The sequence below is a fragment of the Parvimonas sp. KA00067 genome (genome assembly GCF_001553085.1).
GTDB lineage: Bacteria > Bacillota > Clostridia > Tissierellales > Peptoniphilaceae > Parvimonas > Parvimonas parva.
The window spans coordinates 192,199-213,370 of record NZ_KQ960141.1 but is presented as its reverse complement, the minus strand read 5'-3'; the positions used below and the strand labels follow the sequence as shown (position 1 = coordinate 213,370).

23 protein-coding genes and 1 other RNA gene are annotated in these 21,172 nt (G+C 24.8%); 4 read left to right on the top strand and 20 right to left on the bottom strand.

Annotation, left to right across the window (positions count from 1 at the left end):
• Positions 1-2: 2 nt before the first annotated feature.
• The 15 genes from rnr to rsmD form a co-directional block, all read right to left on the bottom strand.
• Positions 3-2,093 (bottom strand): ribonuclease R, encoded by a 2,091-nt coding sequence (rnr, locus tag HMPREF3181_RS01595; RefSeq protein WP_082713862.1) that lies wholly within the window; start codon positions 2,091-2,093, stop codon positions 3-5.
• Between the two features lie 190 nt (positions 2,094-2,283).
• Positions 2,284-2,614, bottom strand: an RNA gene (gene rnpB / locus HMPREF3181_RS01590) — RNase P RNA component class A.
• Between the two features lie 6 nt (positions 2,615-2,620).
• A complete protein-coding gene (locus HMPREF3181_RS01585; RefSeq protein ID WP_068472349.1) occupies positions 2,621-3,400 on the bottom strand; it encodes a Nif3-like dinuclear metal center hexameric protein in 780 nt (259 codons plus the stop codon).
• Entirely contained in the window at positions 3,390-4,070 is a 681-nt protein-coding gene (locus HMPREF3181_RS01580) for a tRNA (adenine(22)-N(1))-methyltransferase (protein ID WP_068472347.1), read from the bottom strand. The genes HMPREF3181_RS01585 and HMPREF3181_RS01580 overlap by 11 nt, the downstream gene beginning before the upstream one ends.
• Positions 4,071-4,074: 4 nt before the next feature.
• Positions 4,075-5,223 (bottom strand): RNA polymerase sigma factor RpoD, encoded by a 1,149-nt coding sequence (gene rpoD / locus HMPREF3181_RS01575; RefSeq protein ID WP_068472345.1) that lies wholly within the window; start codon positions 5,221-5,223, stop codon positions 4,075-4,077.
• Positions 5,216-7,033 (bottom strand): DNA primase, encoded by a 1,818-nt coding sequence (gene dnaG, locus HMPREF3181_RS01570; RefSeq protein WP_068472343.1) that lies wholly within the window; start codon positions 7,031-7,033, stop codon positions 5,216-5,218. The genes rpoD and dnaG overlap by 8 nt, the downstream gene beginning before the upstream one ends.
• A 5-nt stretch (positions 7,034-7,038) precedes the next feature.
• Positions 7,039-7,737, bottom strand: a complete 699-nt coding sequence (locus tag HMPREF3181_RS01565; protein ID WP_068472341.1) for a DNA recombination protein RecO — start codon at positions 7,735-7,737, stop codon at positions 7,039-7,041.
• Positions 7,718-8,614 carry a GTPase Era gene (era, locus tag HMPREF3181_RS01560; RefSeq protein ID WP_068472339.1) on the bottom strand — a complete coding sequence of 299 codons (897 nt, stop codon included), beginning with the start codon at positions 8,612-8,614 and terminating at the stop codon, positions 7,718-7,720. The genes HMPREF3181_RS01565 and era overlap by 20 nt, the downstream gene beginning before the upstream one ends.
• A 1-nt stretch (position 8,615) precedes the next feature.
• On the bottom strand, positions 8,616-9,011 hold the full coding sequence (gene cdd, locus HMPREF3181_RS01555) for a cytidine deaminase (RefSeq protein WP_068472337.1): 396 nt from the start codon (positions 9,009-9,011) through the stop codon (positions 8,616-8,618).
• A complete protein-coding gene (locus tag HMPREF3181_RS01550) occupies positions 9,012-9,383 on the bottom strand; it encodes a diacylglycerol kinase family protein (RefSeq protein ID WP_068472335.1) in 372 nt (123 codons plus the stop codon).
• Positions 9,367-9,837 carry an rRNA maturation RNase YbeY gene (gene ybeY / locus HMPREF3181_RS01545; protein WP_068472333.1) on the bottom strand — a complete coding sequence of 157 codons (471 nt, stop codon included), beginning with the start codon at positions 9,835-9,837 and terminating at the stop codon, positions 9,367-9,369. Before ybeY ends, HMPREF3181_RS01550 begins: the two co-directional genes overlap by 17 nt.
• Positions 9,838-9,839: 2 nt before the next feature.
• Complete coding sequence (locus HMPREF3181_RS01540; protein WP_068472330.1) at positions 9,840-10,808, bottom strand: PhoH family protein; 969 nt, start codon at positions 10,806-10,808, stop codon at positions 9,840-9,842.
• Positions 10,809-10,819: 11 nt separating this feature from the next.
• On the bottom strand, positions 10,820-11,293 hold the full coding sequence (locus HMPREF3181_RS01535; RefSeq protein WP_068472328.1) for an ATPase: 474 nt from the start codon (positions 11,291-11,293) through the stop codon (positions 10,820-10,822).
• Positions 11,293-11,772, bottom strand: coding sequence for a pantetheine-phosphate adenylyltransferase (gene coaD, locus HMPREF3181_RS01530; RefSeq protein WP_068472326.1), 480 nt, complete (start codon positions 11,770-11,772; stop codon positions 11,293-11,295). Before coaD ends, HMPREF3181_RS01535 begins: the two co-directional genes overlap by 1 nt.
• Positions 11,773-11,774: 2 nt before the next feature.
• Positions 11,775-12,317 (bottom strand): 16S rRNA (guanine(966)-N(2))-methyltransferase RsmD, encoded by a 543-nt coding sequence (gene rsmD, locus HMPREF3181_RS01525; RefSeq protein ID WP_068472324.1) that lies wholly within the window; start codon positions 12,315-12,317, stop codon positions 11,775-11,777.
• A 374-nt stretch (positions 12,318-12,691) separates the two neighbouring features.
• Here rsmD and mgtE (HMPREF3181_RS01520) point away from each other — a divergent pair, with 374 nt between their 5' ends.
• Complete coding sequence (mgtE, locus tag HMPREF3181_RS01520; RefSeq protein WP_068472322.1) at positions 12,692-14,086, top strand: magnesium transporter; 1,395 nt, start codon at positions 12,692-12,694, stop codon at positions 14,084-14,086.
• Complete coding sequence (gene mgtE, locus HMPREF3181_RS01515; protein ID WP_068472321.1) at positions 14,076-15,452, top strand: magnesium transporter; 1,377 nt, start codon at positions 14,076-14,078, stop codon at positions 15,450-15,452. Before mgtE (HMPREF3181_RS01520) ends, mgtE (HMPREF3181_RS01515) begins: the two co-directional genes overlap by 11 nt.
• 42 nt (positions 15,453-15,494) lie before the next feature.
• Here the strand turns inward: mgtE (HMPREF3181_RS01515) and HMPREF3181_RS01510 are convergent, their stop codons facing one another.
• The gene (locus tag HMPREF3181_RS01510) at positions 15,495-16,133 is read right to left on the bottom strand and encodes an XRE family transcriptional regulator (protein ID WP_068472319.1); all 639 of its coding nucleotides are present in this window, start codon (positions 16,131-16,133) and stop codon (positions 15,495-15,497) included.
• 165 nt (positions 16,134-16,298) lie between these two features.
• Here HMPREF3181_RS01510 and HMPREF3181_RS08020 point away from each other — a divergent pair, with 165 nt between their 5' ends.
• Entirely contained in the window at positions 16,299-16,430 is a 132-nt protein-coding gene (locus HMPREF3181_RS08020) for a hypothetical protein (protein ID WP_255353722.1), read from the top strand.
• 131 nt (positions 16,431-16,561) lie between these two features.
• A complete protein-coding gene (locus tag HMPREF3181_RS01505; RefSeq protein ID WP_068472317.1) occupies positions 16,562-17,167 on the top strand; it encodes a Maf family protein in 606 nt (201 codons plus the stop codon).
• Between the two features lie 60 nt (positions 17,168-17,227).
• Here HMPREF3181_RS01505 and HMPREF3181_RS01500 read toward each other — a convergent pair whose 3' ends face one another.
• The 4 genes from HMPREF3181_RS01500 to rbfA all read right to left on the bottom strand — a co-directional run bounded on the left by HMPREF3181_RS01500 (position 17,228) and on the right by rbfA (position 21,167).
• Complete coding sequence (locus HMPREF3181_RS01500; RefSeq protein WP_068472315.1) at positions 17,228-18,832, bottom strand: ATP-binding cassette domain-containing protein; 1,605 nt, start codon at positions 18,830-18,832, stop codon at positions 17,228-17,230.
• An 89-nt stretch (positions 18,833-18,921) separates the two neighbouring features.
• Complete coding sequence (gene truB / locus HMPREF3181_RS01495; RefSeq protein WP_068472312.1) at positions 18,922-19,812, bottom strand: tRNA pseudouridine(55) synthase TruB; 891 nt, start codon at positions 19,810-19,812, stop codon at positions 18,922-18,924.
• Positions 19,802-20,797, bottom strand: a complete 996-nt coding sequence (locus HMPREF3181_RS01490) for a DHH family phosphoesterase (RefSeq protein ID WP_068472310.1) — start codon at positions 20,795-20,797, stop codon at positions 19,802-19,804. Before HMPREF3181_RS01490 ends, truB begins: the two co-directional genes overlap by 11 nt.
• A complete protein-coding gene (rbfA, locus tag HMPREF3181_RS01485; protein WP_068472308.1) occupies positions 20,769-21,167 on the bottom strand; it encodes a 30S ribosome-binding factor RbfA in 399 nt (132 codons plus the stop codon). Before rbfA ends, HMPREF3181_RS01490 begins: the two co-directional genes overlap by 29 nt.
• Positions 21,168-21,172 lie beyond the last annotated feature (5 nt).

The window sequence follows — 21,172 nt, the reverse complement described above, 5'->3', positions numbered from 1 at the left end:
TATCACCTATTCAAATAAAAGTCTATTTCATTAGTTAATTCGTTAACTTTTGCAACAACAACTTCTACATTCATACCTATATCAAAAATATTATTTCCTCTTTTGCCAACAGCAGTCAAACTTTCTTCATCAAATATATAATAATCATCAGTCATATCTTCATATCTAATAAGTCCTTCTACTGTATTTTCCAATTGAACAAAAAGTCCAAAAGAAGTAACAGAAACAATAATACCTTCAAATACTTGCCCTACTTTATTTTTCATAAATTCAACTTTTTTAATATCTTCAAGTTTTCTTTCAGCATCAACAGCTAATATTTCAGTATCATTTATATGATTTGCTGTTATATTTAAGTAGCTCAAATAATTTTTAGGTAAATCATTATTGGAATGTAAATAATTTTTTAAACTTCTATGAACAGTTAAATCAGCATATCTTCTTATAGGAGAAGTAAAATGACAATATAAAAATGTTGATAAGCCAAAATGTATATCAATATTTGAAGAATATTGTGCTTTACTCATAGACCTCAAAATAGAATAATTCACAAAACTTGATTTATTAGTATCTTTAAATTGTTCAACTAATTCACTTAAATATTTAGAAGAAATCATATCTATAGGTTTCATTTCTATATTTAAACGTTTAAAATAATTTCTTAATGTTTCTAATTTTTCTTCAGTCGGCTTTGAATGAATTCTATATATTATAGGAATATCAAAATCTGCAAAATGCTTTCCAACTACTTCATTTGTACATATCATAAATGATTCTATTATTCTATTTGCTATACCTAGTTCTTTTTTAGATATATTTTCAACACTTCCATCTTTATTAAAAGTTATTGCAACTTCCGGGAAATTAAAGTCTATCGTTCCTCTATTTTTTCTCTTAGTTGTTAAGATATCATCTAATTCTTGCATAATTAACAATTTTTCTTTTAATATTTCATCGGAATAAAAATGCTTTTTACCTTCTAAAAAATTAGTTACATCATCATAAACTAATCTATAATTACTGTTTATAACGGATTCATAAAATTTATATTCTTTAACATTTCCATTTTTAGCTATAACCATTTTTACAGTCATAGCTAATCTATCAGTATTAGGATTTAATGAGCATAATCCATTTGATAATATTTCGGGTAACATAGGCACAACAAAATCAAATAAATATACACTATTTCCCCTCTTGTACGCCTCTTTATCTATTTTACTATCTTTTTTTACATAATAAGATACATCTGCTATGTGAACATATAGTATATAATCATTTCCTTTTTTATCAATAGAAATCGCATCATCAAAATCTTTGGAATCTGCTCCATCAATGGTTACAGTAAATAAATCTCTAAAATCAACTCTGTTTTTTATTTCCTTTTTTATATCAAGCTGTGAAATTTCTTCAAGCTCTTTATTTATTTTATTTGAAAATTTATAAGGAATTTCCATATCTTTAAGCAAAGATATTATTTGAACATTCTTATCTTCTTTGTTTCCAAGAACTTCAATTATAACTCCTTCAGGATTTCTTCTTTTATCTGGAAATTCAATTAATTTACAAACAACTTTATCATTAGTTTTAGCACCATTTTTATCACCTTTTTTGATAAAAACATCATAATTACATTTATTATCATCAGGAACTACAAATCCAAAATTTTTATTTTCAGTAAAAGTACCAACAATTAAATTTGAATTTCTATTTAATACATTAACAACTCTACCTTCAGCTTTTGATTTCAAACTTTTTTCTTTTATAATTTCTATTTCAACTTCATCATTATGGTTAGCATTATTTAATTCATTTTTAGGAATAAAAATATCCTCCATACCTTCTGAAATAAAAAAGGCATTACCTTTTGGAGTAAAAGTTACTTTACCTTTTAAAGTTTTCATTTTTTCATAAATATTGTATTTATTATCATTTATTGATAAGATTTTACTTTCAACAAGAGAATCTAATATTTTGAAAAATTTCTTTAAATCATTAAACGGAATATCTAAAGCAACTGCTAGTTCTTTATTTGTTAATGGAATATAATTTTCTTTTTTTATAAAATTTAATATTTTTCTTTTAAAATTCATTAAAACTTCCTCCTATATAAAAGTATAATCTATAATCACAAGATATAAATATCTTGTAAATTTTTTTGAAATTTGTTATATAATAAGCCCCTCATCTTTCCACGATGCTCTACATTCTATGTATATCTGAGAACCTTGTTATTTCATAATAAAAAAATATAAGGCAATACCTTATATTTAATTATTATAAATATTAAGCAAAACTATAAGCCGTGTTCTGTATTTGACAATCATCTATCTAGACAAATTGTTACCAATTTGTTCAAGCAATCTACCTATGGACGTAGCGAGCAACTACAAAAGTCCAATCTTGATCTTGCACCGAATGGGGTTTACATAGCCACATAGTCTCCTATATGCTGGTAAGCTCTTACCTCACCTTTCCACCCTTACCATAAAAATGGCGGTATATCTCTGTTGCACTAGCCTTAGGGTCGCCCCCACTGGACGTTATCCAGCATCCTGCTCTGTGGTGCACGGACTTTCCTCGTAAAAATTCACGCGATTGTCTGTCTTACTTAATTAAATTAAAATATATTTCTTTTAAATATATTATTTTCATAAATTAATATTTTAAAATCACAATTTTCTTTCATTAAGAAATTTTTTAATGAAAATAATCCAAAAATCTCTGATTCATAGTGTCCTAAATCAATTATATTAAGATTATTCTCCAATGCAAATTGGATATCGTGATATTTAAAATCAGCACTGATTAATAAATCAATATTTTTATTAATAGCATCTTTTATTGAAAAAGCTCCTGAACCACCTAATACTGCAATTTTAGAAATGTGTTTATCGATATCTCCAAAATATATTATAGGATTTTCAAAATTATTTTTCAACTTAGAAATATAATCTATAAACTTTTGATTTTCAATAATCCCTACTATACCATAACCTGCCGAGTTTTTATAATTAATAAAAATTTCTTGATTATTTAAAAAACATTTATCTGCTAAAAATTTACTAATTCCATTTTGGTGTAAATCTAAAGGAGTATGTATAGATATTACATTGATACTATTTTTTATCAATAATTCTAATTTTTTGTAACTACCGGATTTTGCCTCTAAATTTTTAATTTTTTCAAAAAACAATGGATGATGAGTTAAAATACAATTTATATTATTTTCTATTGCATAATTAATGGAATTTACTGAAATATCCATAGCTAATAATATCCCTGTCAGTTCATCTTCTAAATTTCCAATTTGAAAACCAGAGTTGTCCCAATCTTCTTGTAAATCAAATGAATATTCTCTGTCCAATAATTCAATCAAATCTTTTATTTTAAAATTCACTTAAGATACCTCTAATTTCATCAATTAAACCATTTAATTCTAATATTCTCTCATTATCTTTGCTTTCAATATTTATTTTTTCTAAAATGCTTTCATATTTTTTTATTTCATTTTCTAAAAATAATTTCAAATTTTCAGATTTATTCTTTATAAGTAATTTTCCATATAAATATTCGTATTCATTTTTATAGAAATCTTTACCTCTTTTTACCTTCAAAATTTGGTAATATTTTTGATTTTCAAAAACATCTTTTTCTTTTTCTATAAAAAAATTATTTTCATATAAAATTTTTCTTAAAACATCTAAAGAATTATTTGGAGATAAAATTAAATAGTTGGCACTTTTAGCAATATTTAAGTTTCTTTCTAAAATTTCTTTAATTAGAATTCCACCCATACCGGATATAATTATAGTATCAACTTCAAATTCATCTAAACAGTCTAAGCCGTCTGATACTCTGGTTTCAATATTTGTTATATTATCATTTAATATCAATTTCTTTTCTAATTTTTCTAAAGAATTTTTACTAATATCTGTTGCGATTATTTTTTTTGATATGCAATTTTTTGATAGCATCATAGGAATTATACCGTGGTCAGTCCCTATATCTGCAACAATTGAATTTTTATCAACTAAATTGCAAATCTCATTTAACCTTAAACTAATCATAATTCTATTCCAAAAAGTCTTTTAATTTTTGACTTCTACTAGGGTGTTTTAATTTTCTAAGAGCTTTAGCTTCGATTTGTCTAATTCTTTCTCTAGTAACTTCAAATTCTTTACCTACTTCTTCTAAAGTTCTAGGAGTTCCATCATTAAGACCAAATCTAAGTTCTAAAACTTTCTTTTCTCTTTCTGAAAGCGTACTTAAAACTTGATTTAATTGTTCCTTTAACATTGAAAAATTAGCCGCTTCATCTGGAGCTATAGCTGTTTCATCTTCAATGAAATCTCCTAAATGGCTATCATCTTCTTCACCGATAGGAGTTTCTAAACTTACAGGTTCTTGAGCAATTTTCCTAATTTCATTTACTTTATCAACTTCAATTCCCATATGTTCAGAAATTTCTTCATTAGTTGGTTCCCTACCTAACTCTTGAACTAATTGTCTTTCAATTCTAACTAATTTGTTTATAGTTTCAACCATATGAACAGGAATTCTTATAGTTCTAGCTTGGTCTGCTATTGACCTAGTAATAGCTTGTCTTATCCACCAAGTAGCATAAGTACTAAACTTAAAGCCTCTTCTGAAATCAAATTTTTCAACAGCTTTCATAAGACCCATATTACCTTCTTGTATTAAGTCCAAAAATTGCATTCCTCTACCAACATATCTTTTAGCTATACTAACTACAAGTCTTAAATTCGTTTCAGCAAGTTTTTTCTTAGCCTCAACACTTCCAGATTCCATATCTTCAGCCAAAATTCTTTCTTCATCAGCACTAAGTAGTGGAATTTTTCCTATTTCTTTTAAATACATTTTTACGGGGTCATCAATGTTAAAACCTTTTAAATCAGAAAAATCCTCTAATTTTATTTCTTCATCTTCATTATCTTCTTTTTCATCTTCTAAATCTATTAAATCATCATCAATTTCAATATCTTCTAAATTTTCAGATTCATCAATAAATTCAATTTGATTTTCAGCTAATTTAGATTTTATCTCTTCAATATCATCAATATCTACCAAATTAAATAAATCTAAAGATTCAAGATACTTATTATTAACAAAACCATTATGTTCATTAGCATATTTTGTAAGTTCTTCTATAATTAAAATTTTTACTTCATCATATTCAATATCATTCAATTTATTATCCACGATGAGCCCCTTTCTCCATACTCTTAAGATTCCTATTTAATTCCATTAATTTTTCAATGTTGAAATTCAAATTGGAAACTACGTCATCATTATTTTTGTCCATTTCTCTTAGTTTCTCAATATTTTTGGTAACTCTTCTAATTTCAAAATTTATAATAGATATATCTAATAATTTAACATAATCTAAAGTTGATAGATTAATTTTTTCTTTATAACATTTTATTATATAATCTACAATCTTTAACTTTTCTACACTATTTTTAAATTTATCAATTAGCATGGACGGAATAGTTATAGTATTATTTTTCGCATTATTTTCAACATAAGAAAAAATATCATATAAATTGGAATATTTAGACATTTTTCCTAATTTAGGAAGAATATTTGAAATATTCTCTTCACACTTCATTAATAATATAATACCCATTATTAAAACTTTTTTGTCAGAGTTTAATAACAAATTTTCACTTTTATAATCTATTTGAAACTCTTTATTCTCTTCAGTTTCTTTATAATTTTCTTCTTTTTTATCAAATTTATTAAAATCTTCTTTTAGTGAGTTTACATCTAAACCAAAATCACTTGAAATTTTATTTATATATAAATCTCTTAATATATTTGTATCTATTTTAGTTAAAAAACTTAAAACATTTTCATAAAAAATTGTATTTTCTGTTATAGAATTGGTATTTTTTTTGTTTTTTTTCAAATTTTCATAATTAAAACCATTAATATCATACGGACTTTCTAAAAGTTTATTAAATCCATAAAGTCCATATTTTTTTATATAATCATCCGGGTCTAATTTATCTGGAAGAACTATAATATTTGGTTTAATTGAAATTTCATTAAAAACGGAATTAGTTTTATTAGTTGCGCTTATTCCTGCATTATCTCCATCATAACACAAATATACATTCTCTCTTGAATATCTTTTTACTAACCTTGCTTGATTTTCGGTAAATGCAGTTCCAAGTCCTGCAACAACATAATTTATTCCACTTTGATATAAAGAAATAACGTCCATATATCCTTCAACAATTAATATTTTATCTCTAATATTATTTTCTACAATTTTATCAATAGCATAGACATTATCTCCTTTTTTAAAAATAACACTTTCTGGTGAATTAAGATATTTTGCATTGTCATTTACAATAGTTCTTCCACCAAAACCTATTATTTTTTTATCCTTATTTAAAATAGGAAACATAATTCTATTTCTAAATCTATCAATATAATCGCCAGTTTTAATTTTTATTATAAGTCCAAGTTCTTCGGCAATTTTTATATCAAAGTTTTTTGCTTTTAATTCATTATATAGAGATTTCCAATTTTCATCAGCATAACCAATCAAAAAAATATTAATTGATTTAGGATTAATTCCTCTTTTAGCTAAATATTGTTTTGGAACAGAATTTTCTAACATTTTTCTATAATAAAATTTTGCAACAAATTCATTAACCTCATAATACTTATCAAAGTTTTTTTTATTAAATGAATCAAAATTATTTTCATACTCTAATTCTATGCCAAATTTTTCGGCTAATTTTTTTAATGTAGTAACATAATCTAAAGATTCTAATTCCATTAAAAATGAAATACTATCTCCATGTTTCCCACAACCAAAACAATGAAATGTATTAGTTTCCGGATAAAGAAAAAAAGAAGGAGTCTTTTCATGATGAAAAGGACAATTTCCCATATAATATCTTCCACTTTTTTTAACAGGTAAATAATCACTTACAACAGAAACAATATCTGATTTTTCTTTAATTTCTTCAATTTTTTCTTTCTTTATATAAGCCATATCAATCACCTTAAGTTAAAACTATTTAATTTATAAATATTAAAATTTAAACATAAAGCGTTAAGCATTATGCCGAGAATCCTAGAATAATTAACTTCAAACTTGTTTGAATCAAAATTTTCAAAGGATTCTAAATTATATAGAAAATAAATATAATTATACTCATATTTATTTATTATGTAATTGTATTTATAATTAAAAATTGAGTTAGAATTTATAACCAATTCAGATATATCAAAATTAAATTTTTCAAAATTTTTTATATTTTCAAATAATATATGATAACCATTAAATGCTAAATACTTAATTGAAAAATATGTTAAAATTATTTTGTAATCTACTTTTTCTACATTCAGTATATCCTTAATTAAATTATAAACTTCTAAATTTTTTAATTCTTGAACATTAGTTTTTAAAATTATTTCTGTAAGAATATTCAAAAATAAAATATGTTCTTTCGATTTAAAAGATACAAATTCTACCATTTCATATTCATTACAGTAAAAAAATTCATTTCCATATGTTAAATTGAAATTGTAATTAGAATACATAGATAAATACATTTCAGTATTTTTACTATAAATAGAAATAAGTCCAAATTTATCTGTATAAACTCTAAATATTTTTCCTTTATTTAAATAAGTATTTTCTGAAATAATAAAACCATTTACATTATTATAAATATTATTTTTTAAAATATCCAAATTCTTTCACCTTGAATGATTTATTTCTCCAGTCGTCGTCTATTTTAACAAATAATTTTAAATTAACTTTTGAATCTAAAAATTTTTCAATATCCATTCTAGCAGATTTTCCAATTTTTAAAATCATAGCTCCATTTTTACCTATTACCATTCCTTTATGTGATTTTTTTTCGACACAAATTGTTGCGTCAATATCTATAATAGGTTTATTTTTTCTAATAGAAAATTTTTCAATTAAAATATTTATACCGTGAGGAATTTCATCTCTCAATAAATTAAGTGTCTTTTCCCTAATTATTTCTCCAACAATTTCTCTTTCAGTTTGGTCTGTAATCATATCATCAGAATAATATTTAGGACCATAAGGTAAAAAAGATTTTATTTCATTTATTAAGTTATAAACATTTGTTCCTTCAGATGCTGATATAGGGACAATATTATCAAATAATTTCATATCCTCATATTTTGTAATAAGTTTAGATAATTCTTCGGTGTTTAATGTATCTATTTTATTTACAATACAAAGTTTTGGAAGATTTATTTTCTTAAGCATTTCAATTATAGAACTATCTAACTCTCCAATTTCAAAATTAGCATCTACCATATACAAAATCAAATCAACATCTTTAAGAGAGGTTCTTGCCTCTTTTAACATAAACTCTCCTAATTTATTTTTTGGATTTTGTACCCCCGGAGTATCAACAAATATTATTTGAGAATCCAAGGAATTATATATCAATTTTAAATTTGTTCTTGTAGTTTGGGGTTTATTTGAAATAATTGAGATTTTTTCACCAATAATCCTATTTAATAAAGTTGATTTTCCAACATTTGACCTGCCAATAATACTAACAAATCCTGACTTTATACTTTCCATATTATAAATCCTCTGGTCCAAAACTATAAGGTAAAAGTTCAGAAAATTTTATTACCTTATATTCTTCTCTATTTTTAACTATAATAATTTCACAATCATTTGTACAAAATTCTCTTATAACTTGTCTGCAAACGCCACAAGGATAAGTAAAAGAATTTTCTTTTCCAACAACTGCAATTTTTTTTATTTTCTTTTCTCCATCATATATAGCTTTAAATATAGCTACACGTTCTGCGCAAACAGTCGGAGTATATGATGCATTTTCTATGTTACAGCCTCCATATATTTTATCTGAGTCTGTCAACACAGATGCTCCTACTTTAAAATTAGAATAAGGAGTATATGCCATTTTTTGACTATCTAAAGCACATTCTACCAATTTTTCATAAATATTCATTTAATCACCCAACATAATGATTATCTTTGGTACAAATATCAAAAGTCCAACAATTATTGATATAAAAGCTGAAACCAAGACTGCACCAGATGCCATATCTTTAATTATTTTTATATTTACATTATAATCTTTACATAAAAAATCCATAATATTTTCAATAATAGTATTAATAATTTCTAAAGTTAAAACAATAGCTATCATAATTAATATTACAGACAATTCTATATAAGATAATTTAAAAAATAAAGAACAAAGTAATACTAAAGCAGAAAATAATATATGAAATTTAAAATTTCTCTCATTTTTAAATACATAAACTATCCCTTTGAAAGCGCAAACAAAACTTTCTAAAAAATTAGAATTTTTCTTCATCTTTAAAAACTTCCATTAACTTCATGGTTTCTTTTTCTTTACTTCTCATAATTATTTTTTCATTTTCTTCCATATGGTCATATCCTAACAAATGAAATACAGAATGACAAACTAAATATAAAATTTCTCTATCAATACTATGTCCAAATTCTTTTGCCTGTTCAACAGCCTTTTCTGTTGAAATTATAATATCACCTAAAATAAAAGGCATTCCTTCTTCAAAAAATTCAAAATCCATAGGAAAAGACAAAACATCTGTTTCCCTGTCAATATTTCTGAATTCAGAATTTATATTCTTTATTTCCTCATTGGTAACAAAAGAAACAGATACTTCAACATTATCTATTATGTGATTTTCAATATTTAAAGCTGTTTTAATACATTTTTCAATTTTTTCTTTAAGTTCTTCTGAGATAACAAAAAAATCTTGTCTATTATCAAAAAGAATATTCATAGTTATTTTTTCTCCATTAGACTATCTTCATATTTAGTATATGCTTCTATTATCTTCATAACTATACTATGTCTTACAACATCAGAGCTATCAAAATAATTAAAGTTAATACCCTTTATATTTTTCAAAATTTTACTAACTGAAACAAGACCGGAACTTTTTCTCTTTCCTAAATCTATTTGAGTAATATCTCCAGTTATAACAGCTTTAGATTCAAATCCTATTCTTGTTAAAAACATCTTCATTTGTTCATTAGTAGCATTTTGTGCCTCATCAAGAATTATAAAAGCATTATCCAGAGTTCTTCCTCTCATATATGCTAAAGGAGCAACTTCAATAATCCCCTTTTCTTTTAATCTAAGAAAATTATCATATCCCAATATATTATATAAAGCATCATATAAAGGTCTTAAATAAGGGTCTATCTTTTCTTGTAAATCTCCAGGTAAAAATCCTAAATTTTCTCCTGCCTCAACTGCTGGTCTAGTCAAAATTATCTTTGATACCGAATTATTTTTTAATGCTTTTGCAGCCATAGCAATAGCCAAAAAAGTTTTTCCGGTTCCTGCCGGACCAATACCAAAAGTAATTACATTATCCTCTATTGCAGAAATATATTTTCTTTGACCTAATGTTTTTGGTTTTATAGGCTTTAATTTTGAATTTAAACAAATAGTATAGTCTAACCAATCATTTAATATTTCTTTGTTTTCTTCCTTTACTTTCTCAATTACATAAGAAATTTTTTGTTTATCTATACTTTCAGACATACCATCTTTAACTAAAAACTCAATGGTTTTTATACATAATAAAACCATTTTTTCATCTCCGGTAATAGATAAACCAACATCATTATTTTTTATAAATACATCAAATTCTTTAGAAATTAAATCAATGTTAGAATCTAAGTTTCCAAATAAATTTTTAATATCATCAATTTCTAAAGTTAAATTTTCAGTAACTTTATTCATTATATCTCCGATTATTTTCTCAATTCACTTCTGTTAGTATCTAAAACAGTAATTAAATCTCTTAATTTTTCTTGAGTTTTTGATAAAACATCATCTACATAAGTATTAGTTTGTATTCTGATAGTTTTAGCATTTTGTTCAGCCTTTAATAAAATTTCATTTGCTTTACTTTCGGCAGCAACAACAACATCACTTTCGTTAATCATCTTTTCATATCTAGCTTCAGCATCAGCTTTAATTCTATAAGATTCATTATTTGCTTGTTCTAAAATTTGGTTAGCATCTTTGGATGCATCGTTTAATATTCTATCTTTTTCTTCTTGAATCCATTCAGCTTGTTTAATTTCTTCCGGAATACTTTCTCTCATTTCTTTTAAAATAAAAAATAACGCCTCAGAATCTACCATAACTTTCTTTGAAAAAGGTAAACTTGAGCTTTCTTCTACTAAATCTTCAATACGGTCAATTAATTCTAAAATTTCCATTATCCATTCCTCCTAAATTTTCTATATAACATATCTAAAACAATTTTATCTACATATAAATCAACATTGCCACCATTTAAAAATACATCTTTAACAACACTAGAACTAATACACTCATCAGAACTCTCTGAAAACAATAATAATGTTTCTACTCCACAAAGTTCTTTATTAACTTTAGCATTAATCTTTTCAGATTCAAAATCTAAAGAATTTCTAACACCTCTAACTAAAAGATTAACATCATTTTCTTTAACATAATTAGCTAAAAGTCCGTTATAAGTATTTACTCTAACATTTTCATAATTTTTAAATATATTTAAAATAATATCTTTTCTTTCTTCAATAGAAAAAAGATGATTTTTATTTATATTATTTAAAACAACGACATCTACTGATTTAAAAATATCTAGTATTTTCAAAATAATACTCTTATGACCATTGGTTATAGGGTCAAAACTTCCCGGAAAAACTACTTTCATATTTAGATTTTCCTTTCTAAAAATATTACCTTAGTTTTAGAATATTTTTTTTCTTTTATAATTTCAAAATTTTCTATAACAATATCTTTATCCGTTTCAACAATAATTACAGCATCATCATTTAAAATATTGTTATTCCAAATAAAATCTAATGATTTTTTAATATATTCTTCTTTGTACGGTGGGTCTAAAAATATATAATCGAACTTTAAATTATTATCATAAAAATAATTTAAAGAAGCCATATAATCTTTATTTATAATTATTGAATTTTCTAAAAAATTAGCTTTTTCAAGATTTTGTTTTGTAATTTTTAAACTATCCGTAGATAAATCACAAAAATAAACCCTCTCAGCTCCTCTACTTAAAAATTCAATACCCATAGCACCACTACCACAAAATAGGTCTAACACAATTGATTTTGAATCTATATCAAATAGAATATTAAAAATAGATTCTTTTACCTTATCGGTAGTAGGTCTAACATTATAATCTGTAGGAGATAATAAACTCAATCCCCTTTTTTTTCCAGATATTATTCTCATCTTCTCACCTTAATTTCAATATATTTTATTTTTGTAACTAAACAAAAGTAAAATTTTGATTTAAACAAATATATTCACATTGAATTATAACACAAAAAGATTAAATTTTCAACATTTTAATAAAAATTTTTCAAGCAAAAAATTTATAAAAACATTTAAAATTTATAAAAATTATATTATCAAATTTTATTTAAATATTTTTTAAATCAAAATAAATTTATCCAAATCAAAAAATATGATATAATAAATATGAATTTACGATTCTTGTGTAAAAGAATATTTATTTCATCATATTTACCTTTTTAAATTTATTAAAATGGAAATATGATATAATATTAATATATATTTCTAAAAATTTTTATAGGAGGTGTTTTATGGATTTAAAAGAAAATTCTTTAGAAAAAAGTAAAATCATTGCTAACGAATTAAAAATTTATTTAGAAGAAAAAAATATTTTTCATTTAAGAGATATAATTTATGATACAAACGAAGTAACTCTTGCAAATATATTTGAAGAATATTTTGAAATAAAAGAAATTTTATTTATGTTTAAAGTTATTAAAAAAGAAAAAACTGCTGAGATTTTTGCTTATTTACCCCAAAATATGAAACAAGAAGTAATAAATGGACTACAAGATCATGAAATAAAAATAATGCTGGACTATATGTTTACAGATGATATTAGTGAATTTTTAGAAGAACTTCCTGCAAATATTGTAAAAAGGGTTTTAAATTCTGCATCTAATCAAAGAAGAAGTGAAATCAATATGATTTTAAACTTTAAAGAAAATAGCGCCGGTTCTGTTATGAGTACCGACTATGTTGAGTTAGACCCTGAAATAACAACTGATGAGGCTTTAGAAATGATTAAAGATAAGGAAAGACTTGCTGAAACCATTTCTTACTGCTATATAACTAATGACCAACACATTCTTTTAGGATTTGTTTCGATGAGAAGTATATTATTATCTCCTGCAAATACATTAATTTCTGATATTATAGAAACAGATGTTATTTCTGTTGAATGTGATGAAGACCAAGAAGAAGTTTCTAAGATATTTACAAAATACGATTTAATTGTACTTCCTGTTGTAAATGACCAACACCGTCTTATAGGTATTATAACAATTGATGATGTTTATGATATCATTCAAGATGAAGTTACTGAAGACTTACAAAAAATGGGTGGTATCACTCCAATAGAAGGTTCTTATATAAATATGCCAATAATTGAAATGGTAAAAAGTAGAATAACTTGGCTTTTAATTTTGATGGTTTCTGCTACTGTTTCCGGAATAATTTTAACCAAAAATAGTGATTTAACTTTAAAAATTCCATCACTTGTTATATTTATTCCCATGTTAATGGATACAGCCGGAAATGCCGGAAGTCAATCAAGTGCAATGGTAGTAAGAGGAATAGCAATAGATAATTTAAGTATAAGTGATTTTAAATATGTAATAAAAACAGAACTTTTAAATTCCCTAATTTTAGGAGCAATATTATTTACGGTAAATATTTTAAGAATTTTAATATTTATGCCTAAAGTATCACTCTCTATCGCAATTTTAATTTCTGCAACTATTTATATAATTATAACCATTGCAAATTTAATCGGTGGTCTTTTGCCTTTATTTGCAAGTACATTAAAGCAAGACCCTGCGTCAATGAGTGGACCGATTTTAACAACTGTTTGTGATGCAATTTCATTAACAATTTATTTTGCGTTAGCATCAATGTTTTTAGGAGGTGGAATCTATGGAGTATAATTTTTTAGAATACAGTAAAGAGCAATTATCTTCCCTACTTCCTGAACTTATAAAAGAAAAAAAGGTATTATTGATAAGAGAAATTTTTGATGAATATAATATTGTTGACTTAAGTGAAATATTTATTGAATTAGAATTGGACCAAGCATTATTTGTTTTTAAAATATTGCCAAAAGATATTTCAGCAGAACTATTCAGCTACTTAGAGCCTGAATATCAAGAAAGTTTAGCATCAGCTCTATCTTCTGTTGAATTAAAAAGTATTTTGGATAATATGTTTAGTGATGATATTATAGATTTCCTTGAAGAAATGCCATCAAATGTAATTAAACATATTTTGGATAATGTTTCTCCTGAACATAGAAAAGAAATAAATCATCTTTTAAGTTATGAAGAAAATACTGCCGGCTCTGTTATGAGCACCGACTTTGTAGAACTTTTAGAAGAAGATACTGTTGCAGAGGCTATTACAAAAATAAAAAAACAAGCTGAAATTGCCGAAACCGTAAACGTATGTTTTGTAATAGATAAAAAAAGAGTTTTAGTTGGAATTGTAAATTTAAGAGATATAATTGTTTCTAAAAATGATAAATTAATTTCGGATATAATGGATAAAAATATTCACTATGTCTATACAAACACCGACCAAGAAGAAGTTGCGTCTATACTAAGTAAATACGACTTAACGACTATTTGTGTTTTAAATGACCATAACAGTTTAATAGGTATCGTTACTGCCGATGACGTTTTGGATATTTTGAACGAAGAGGCAACAGAAGATATTCATAAAATGAGTGGTATCACACCAACTGACGGTTCATACTTAAAAACAGATACAAAAGAAATGGTAAAATCAAGAATATCTTGGCTCTTAATCTTAATGATTTCAGCAACATTTACAGGATATATTTTACAATACTTTGAAGATAAACTTAGCGCTGTTGCAATACTTTCTGCATCAATTCCAATCATAATGTCAACAGCAGGTAACGCCGGTGGACAAAGTTCAACTATGGTTATTCGTGGAATTGCAGTTGATGATTTGAATATAAAAGATATTTTTATAGTTTTTAAAAAAGAATTAGCAGTAGGCTTGATTTGTGGAGCGATATTATTTGTTACAAATTTTGTCAGATTATATATTTTTGGCTCAAAAAATATAACCTTTGCTATAAGTTTTGTAGTTAGTCTTACAATAACAATATCTTTAATTTCTGCAAATATTGCTGGAGGAATACTTCCATTAATTGCAAAAAAATTAAAAATGGACCCTGCAAGTGCTGCAGCTCCACTCATAACAACTATTGTAGATGCAACAAGTTTAATAATATATTTTATCTTAGCAATAGCAATACTAAAAATTTAAAAAATCTAGTGCAAAAACGCACTAGATTTTTAATTAAATTTACTATAAATTAACACAATACATAACAACTTTTCCTAAAATAGAAAATTCTTCATCTTTTGAAAATTTAAAATCCGTAAATGAATGATAAGTTGAAGAAGGTCTAAAAATAATATCTTCCCCATCTCTAAAAAATAATTTCAAACTATATTCCCCATTATTAGAAAATACAACAATATCTCCATCTTCTAAATTATAAATAGGATAATTCAATTTAACAGCAATATAACTTCCATTTGGAATTACCTTATTCATACTTTCCCCATTTACATGCATTATTAAAATATCATCATCATTTGCATAAGGACCCATAACAGAATCACTTATTTCTATTTTTTCAAGTTCAACTTCGTAATTCGGACCATCAGGAGCACCCGCAGAAACCCCATAAGGCAAATAATTATATAAAGATGCCTTAGTTGAATTAGGAGTATTTGTATAATTTTCCCAACCCAAAATTTCAATAGGCGTTGAATTATAAATCTCAGCCAACTTCACCAATCTATCTATCGGAATATTTGTTATTATATCATTCTCATACTTGAATAAATTTTGTTTACTTGTACCAATAAGCTCACCTGCCTCCAATAAAGTAAGATTAGCTTTTTGTCTAAGTTCTTTTAATCTATCACCAGTAGTCATACTATCACCTCTACTATTCTAAATATATTATATAACAAAATAACTTAAAAAGCAATTTATTTAAAAAATTTTTCAAATTTCTTTAAAAAGTATCTTGACAAGTTATTTTTTTAGTTGTATAATATTAGTAACTTAAAAAGTTATTTTAAATTGGAGGTAATTATTATGCAAAAAAGAAAAAATAAAAATTTAAAAATAGAAACACTAGAAATGTTAAAATTACTACTAACTTTCACAACTTTTACATTATCATGCTTTTTTATGATAATGTATGGAGTAACTGGAAAGTTGATTTAATATAATTTAAAACTTATTTTACAAAGGCAGTTGAGCAATACTGGATTAAAAAATACATCTTGACATTAAGAAATGTTGAGATGTTTTTTTATTTTTGTTATAATTTTTATAATATATATTAGGAGGATTTTATGAAAAATTATGATATTATACTAGCCAGCAACTCACAAAGAAGAAAAGAACTTCTAAAATATATATTTGAAGATTTTAAGATAATTTCTTCCAATATCGATGAAAGAGAATTAGAACAAAAATTTTTAAGTAAAACATTTAAAGATAATAAATCAAAATTTAGTGAATTATGTGATATACTATCCTTTGAAAAATGTAAGGACGTAAGTCTAAAACATAAAGATTCATTAATTATATCGGCAGATACAATTGTTTATGACGATAAAAAATTATTTGGAAAACCGCTTGACTATAATGATGCAAAATCTATTTTAGAATATTTATCCGGAAAAGAACATATCGTACAAACATCTGTTACAATATATTTTAAAGGACAATTTCATACATTTTCAGAAAAGAGTTTTGTAACTTTTTATGACCTAGATTCTACACAAAAAGAATTAATTGAAGATTATATTAAATCAGAAAACCCATTTGACAAAGCCGGTGGCTATGGAATACAAGACAAAGGAAATCTACTAATAAAATCCATAAAAGGTGATTATTTTAATATAGTAGGACTCCCTATCTCAAAACTAAATAGAAAATTAATAGAAATTATGTAAGAAGAAACTCACCATTACACAGAACTTCGCATTGAATGAGAACGAAAAAATCCAATGATTTTAAACATTGGATTTTTTCATTATATTTACTTTTCCGTTTTCAAAGTCTAGGATATAGTCATACATTTGTAAATTTTCTTCTGAATAATTGTGGGAAATATTTATAAATCCTAAATTTTCATTGCTTAAAATCATATTTTCAATGATTGAAATAGAATTTTTATCTACATTACTCATTGCCTCGTCAAATACAATAAAGTTACTATCTCTTAGCAATGCTCTTGCAATTATGATTTTTTGTTTTTCCCCTCCGGATATTGAAAGATTTAATTCGTTTAGGTTTTCGTTTCTATTTTCTATAAGTTTTTTATCTAAATTAACTTTATTTAATATATCGTAAATTTTGCTATCATCAAAATTTTTAAATAATGTTATGTTTGAAACGATATTTTCGTTAAATAAAAATGAATTTTGCTCAACATATACAATGTTCTTTGAAATATTCGGATATTCTTTTATATTTTTTTCATTTATTTTTATATTTCCTGTATAGTTTTCAAAATCTCCAAATAATAATTTTAAAATTGTACTTTTTCCAGAGCCATTTTGTCCTTTTATTAAATACTTTTTATTTTTTTCAAATATATTTGAAAAATGGGTAATTACATTTTTACTTTCATTATATGCAAAGCTAACATTTTCAAATTCTATTTTTTCAATTTTTTCTAATTCGTTTTCTTTAAATTCGCAATCAGATAAAATTTCAAATAAATCATTTTTTACTTTTTTCATTGAAAATACTGTTATTAAAGAACTTGAAATACTATTAATCGGATATATCAACAAGTCAGATAATTGTAAAATTGCTATAAATGTACCAATGGTTTCTTTTCCGTTTATAATTGAGTTTATGATAACATAGTAAATTAAAAATTGTGATGCAAATGAAATAGCCCCCATACTAATTTCAAGTAGAGCATTTTTAATTCCATAAATATAAGAATATTTTTGTTCATCAGATGAAATATTTTCCATTTTGTTATTTATATTTTTCTCAATGGAATATCTTTTTATGGTACCTATTCCATCGACAATATCGTAAAAAGCAGTATTTAGTTGTCTAAGTCCTAAAACACCTTTTTCTCTAGTTTTTTGCATACTTCCTTCAAATGCGTAAGGAATTAAAATTGAAATAATATTTGTTGCTAGAATTATAAATGATGCAGTAATATTTAAAGAAAACAACAAGTACATATACCAAATAATTGATATTCCTTGAAATAAAATATGTGGAATAGTTAAATAGTATTCCTCAACTACTGATTCTATTTCATTATTATAAATCGAATAAAGTTCTTGTGGATTTTCGCACTTTTTACCGGAATTTAAAATTCCTCGAACAAAAAAATTTCTAAGTTTTAGATACAAACATTTTTTATATTTGCTGTTTAAAAATTTAGTGATAAATTCCGAACTCAAAACTAATAGGATTAATAAAGCATACTTTACAAAGTAATTAAAAATGCCATCAAAATTTTTAACTGAAATACTATCTGTAATTTCCTTTACAATCATAGGCATATTTGCATTTGAATAAACTGTAAAAATGCTAAATATTAGAATTAATATTGAATAAAGATAAATATTTTTCTTTAGATTTTTCATAAATCTTCCTCCCCTAATATATATATATATATATATCAAATACAGTAATTTTTGTCAACAAAAAAAGCTGTGAAAATTCACAGCCTTGATTATTCGTTTGATTTATAAAATATATTTTTCATTTTTAAAAGTTTTTTATCTTCAGCTGAAATTAGTTCCCCAATTCCAATAAAAATATTGTTGCAATAGATTTTAAAAATTCCCTCTCTATCTATATCAAAAGTCTTTCTAAGTCCATTTGAAATGTGTTTGAAATATTTTTTATCAAAATCTATTCTTTCATATTGAAAAATATCTTCTATCTTTGTTAAAGTTTTTTGAAGTTCATCTTCGTTAAAAGTTTTAAGCCTTTCCAATGAATATGAATCTTCAATCTTAAACATTCCGTATTTATTTCTACAAAGAGAGCTCATATATGATAAATTATTTGTATCTGATGCAATATCGTTAAATAAAGTACGAATATATGTTCCTTTTGAACAACTAACTTCAAAACGTATTTTATTTTCATAAAAGTTAAGAATTATTAAAGAGTATATTTCTACTTCTCTTTCTTCTCTTTCAACTTCTATTCCTGCTCTTGCGTATTCATATAATCTTTTTCCGTCTTTCTTTAAAGCAGAATACATCGGTGGTAATTGCATAATTTTTTTATTATCATATTTTTTTATAACTTCAAAAAATTTATTTTTATCTAAAGAAATTTCTTTAGACTCAATACTTTTACCCCATATATCCAAAGTATCGGTATTTATTCCTAAAGCCATTTCTCCAATATAACTCTTTCCCATAGTTTGAATATAATCAACAAGTTTTGTTGCACTTCCAATAGCAATGGGCAAAACTCCGGTTGCATTAGGGTCAAGAGTTCCTGCGTGTCCAACTTTCTTTGTTTTATAAATTTTTCTAACTATATTTACAATATCTCTACTTGTAAATCCTTTCGGTTTATATACATTTAATATTCCGTTAAAATTCATTAGGATACTCACTTTTTAATTTTTCTAAAAATGAATTAACAGCAAAATCGAAATCTCCCTCTATAACACAACCTGATGACCTTGTATGTCCACCACCGTTAAAGTATTTGCAAATTTTTGAAACGTCAACAAATTCTTTACTTCTAACACTGCCTTTGAACAAATTATCTTCCAGTTCTTTAAATAGTACAGAAACTTCAAATCCATTTATATCTCTATAATAGTTCACAATGTCATCAACCATATCCATTGTTAAATCCGTTCCTTCAAAATCTGCTTTAAACATTCCGATTATTGCAACTTTATTGTTAAAAAATAATTTTGCTCTGTTTATTAATTTATTTTTAAACATTTCAACTTCAAAATTTTTATTTTGATAAAGTTGTTGGTAAATGAAATCTTTGTCTGCTCCTAAGTCATAAAGCTCAGCACAAACTCTCAAAGTTGATGCTCCTGATGATTGATATAAAAATCTATAAGTATCTGTATTTATTCCAACAAGTAGCGCATCTGCAACCTCTTTTGAGATTTCAAAATTAAATTCTCTAAACAAATTAAATACTATCTCACAAGTTGAACTCATATTTGGAAATACATAATTAAAATCTGCAAAGTAGTCGTTTGTCTTGTGATGGTCAATATTTATAGTTTTTTTAGCTCTTTTTCTAAAAACTTCTCCTATATCTCCAGGTCTGTTAATTTCTCCACAGTCAACGTAAATTAATAAATCTAAATCTTGTTCATCAATTTCTTCGATATTTTTAAGAGTGTCTAGAAACATTAAATCTTTTGGAAAATAATCTACTTTAATTCCAAATATATTTTTATTTAAATTTTCTCTAATTCCAAGAACTGTTGCTATTGTAGAGCCAATATTATCTCCGTCAGGATTTTTGTGAGAAATTACTCCAATTTTTTCTGAAGATTTTATCAAATCTAAAATTTCTTTTGGAGTATTATTCTTCTTCGTCATCAACATTTCCATAAATTTTCCTCTTTTCTCTATCTTCTTTTGAAACTTTTATAATTAATTCATTCATTAAAACACCTTTTTCAAAAGATTCATCAAGTTTAAAAATTAATTTAGGAGTATGTCTTAAATCTAAAGTTTCAGAAATTCTTTTTTTCATATACCCTGTTGCATTTTCAAGTCCTTTTATAGTTCTTTCCTTAACTTTTTCATCTCCAAAAACACTTATGCTAACGTAACAAATGCCTAAATCATTTGTTACGCTAACTTTAGTTATATTTGTAATTGACGGATTTATTCTATTATCCTTTATTCCATTGTAAATAGCATCTGATAAAACTCTATTTATTTCAGATTCTATTCTTCCAAGTCTTTTTGCATTCATAAAAA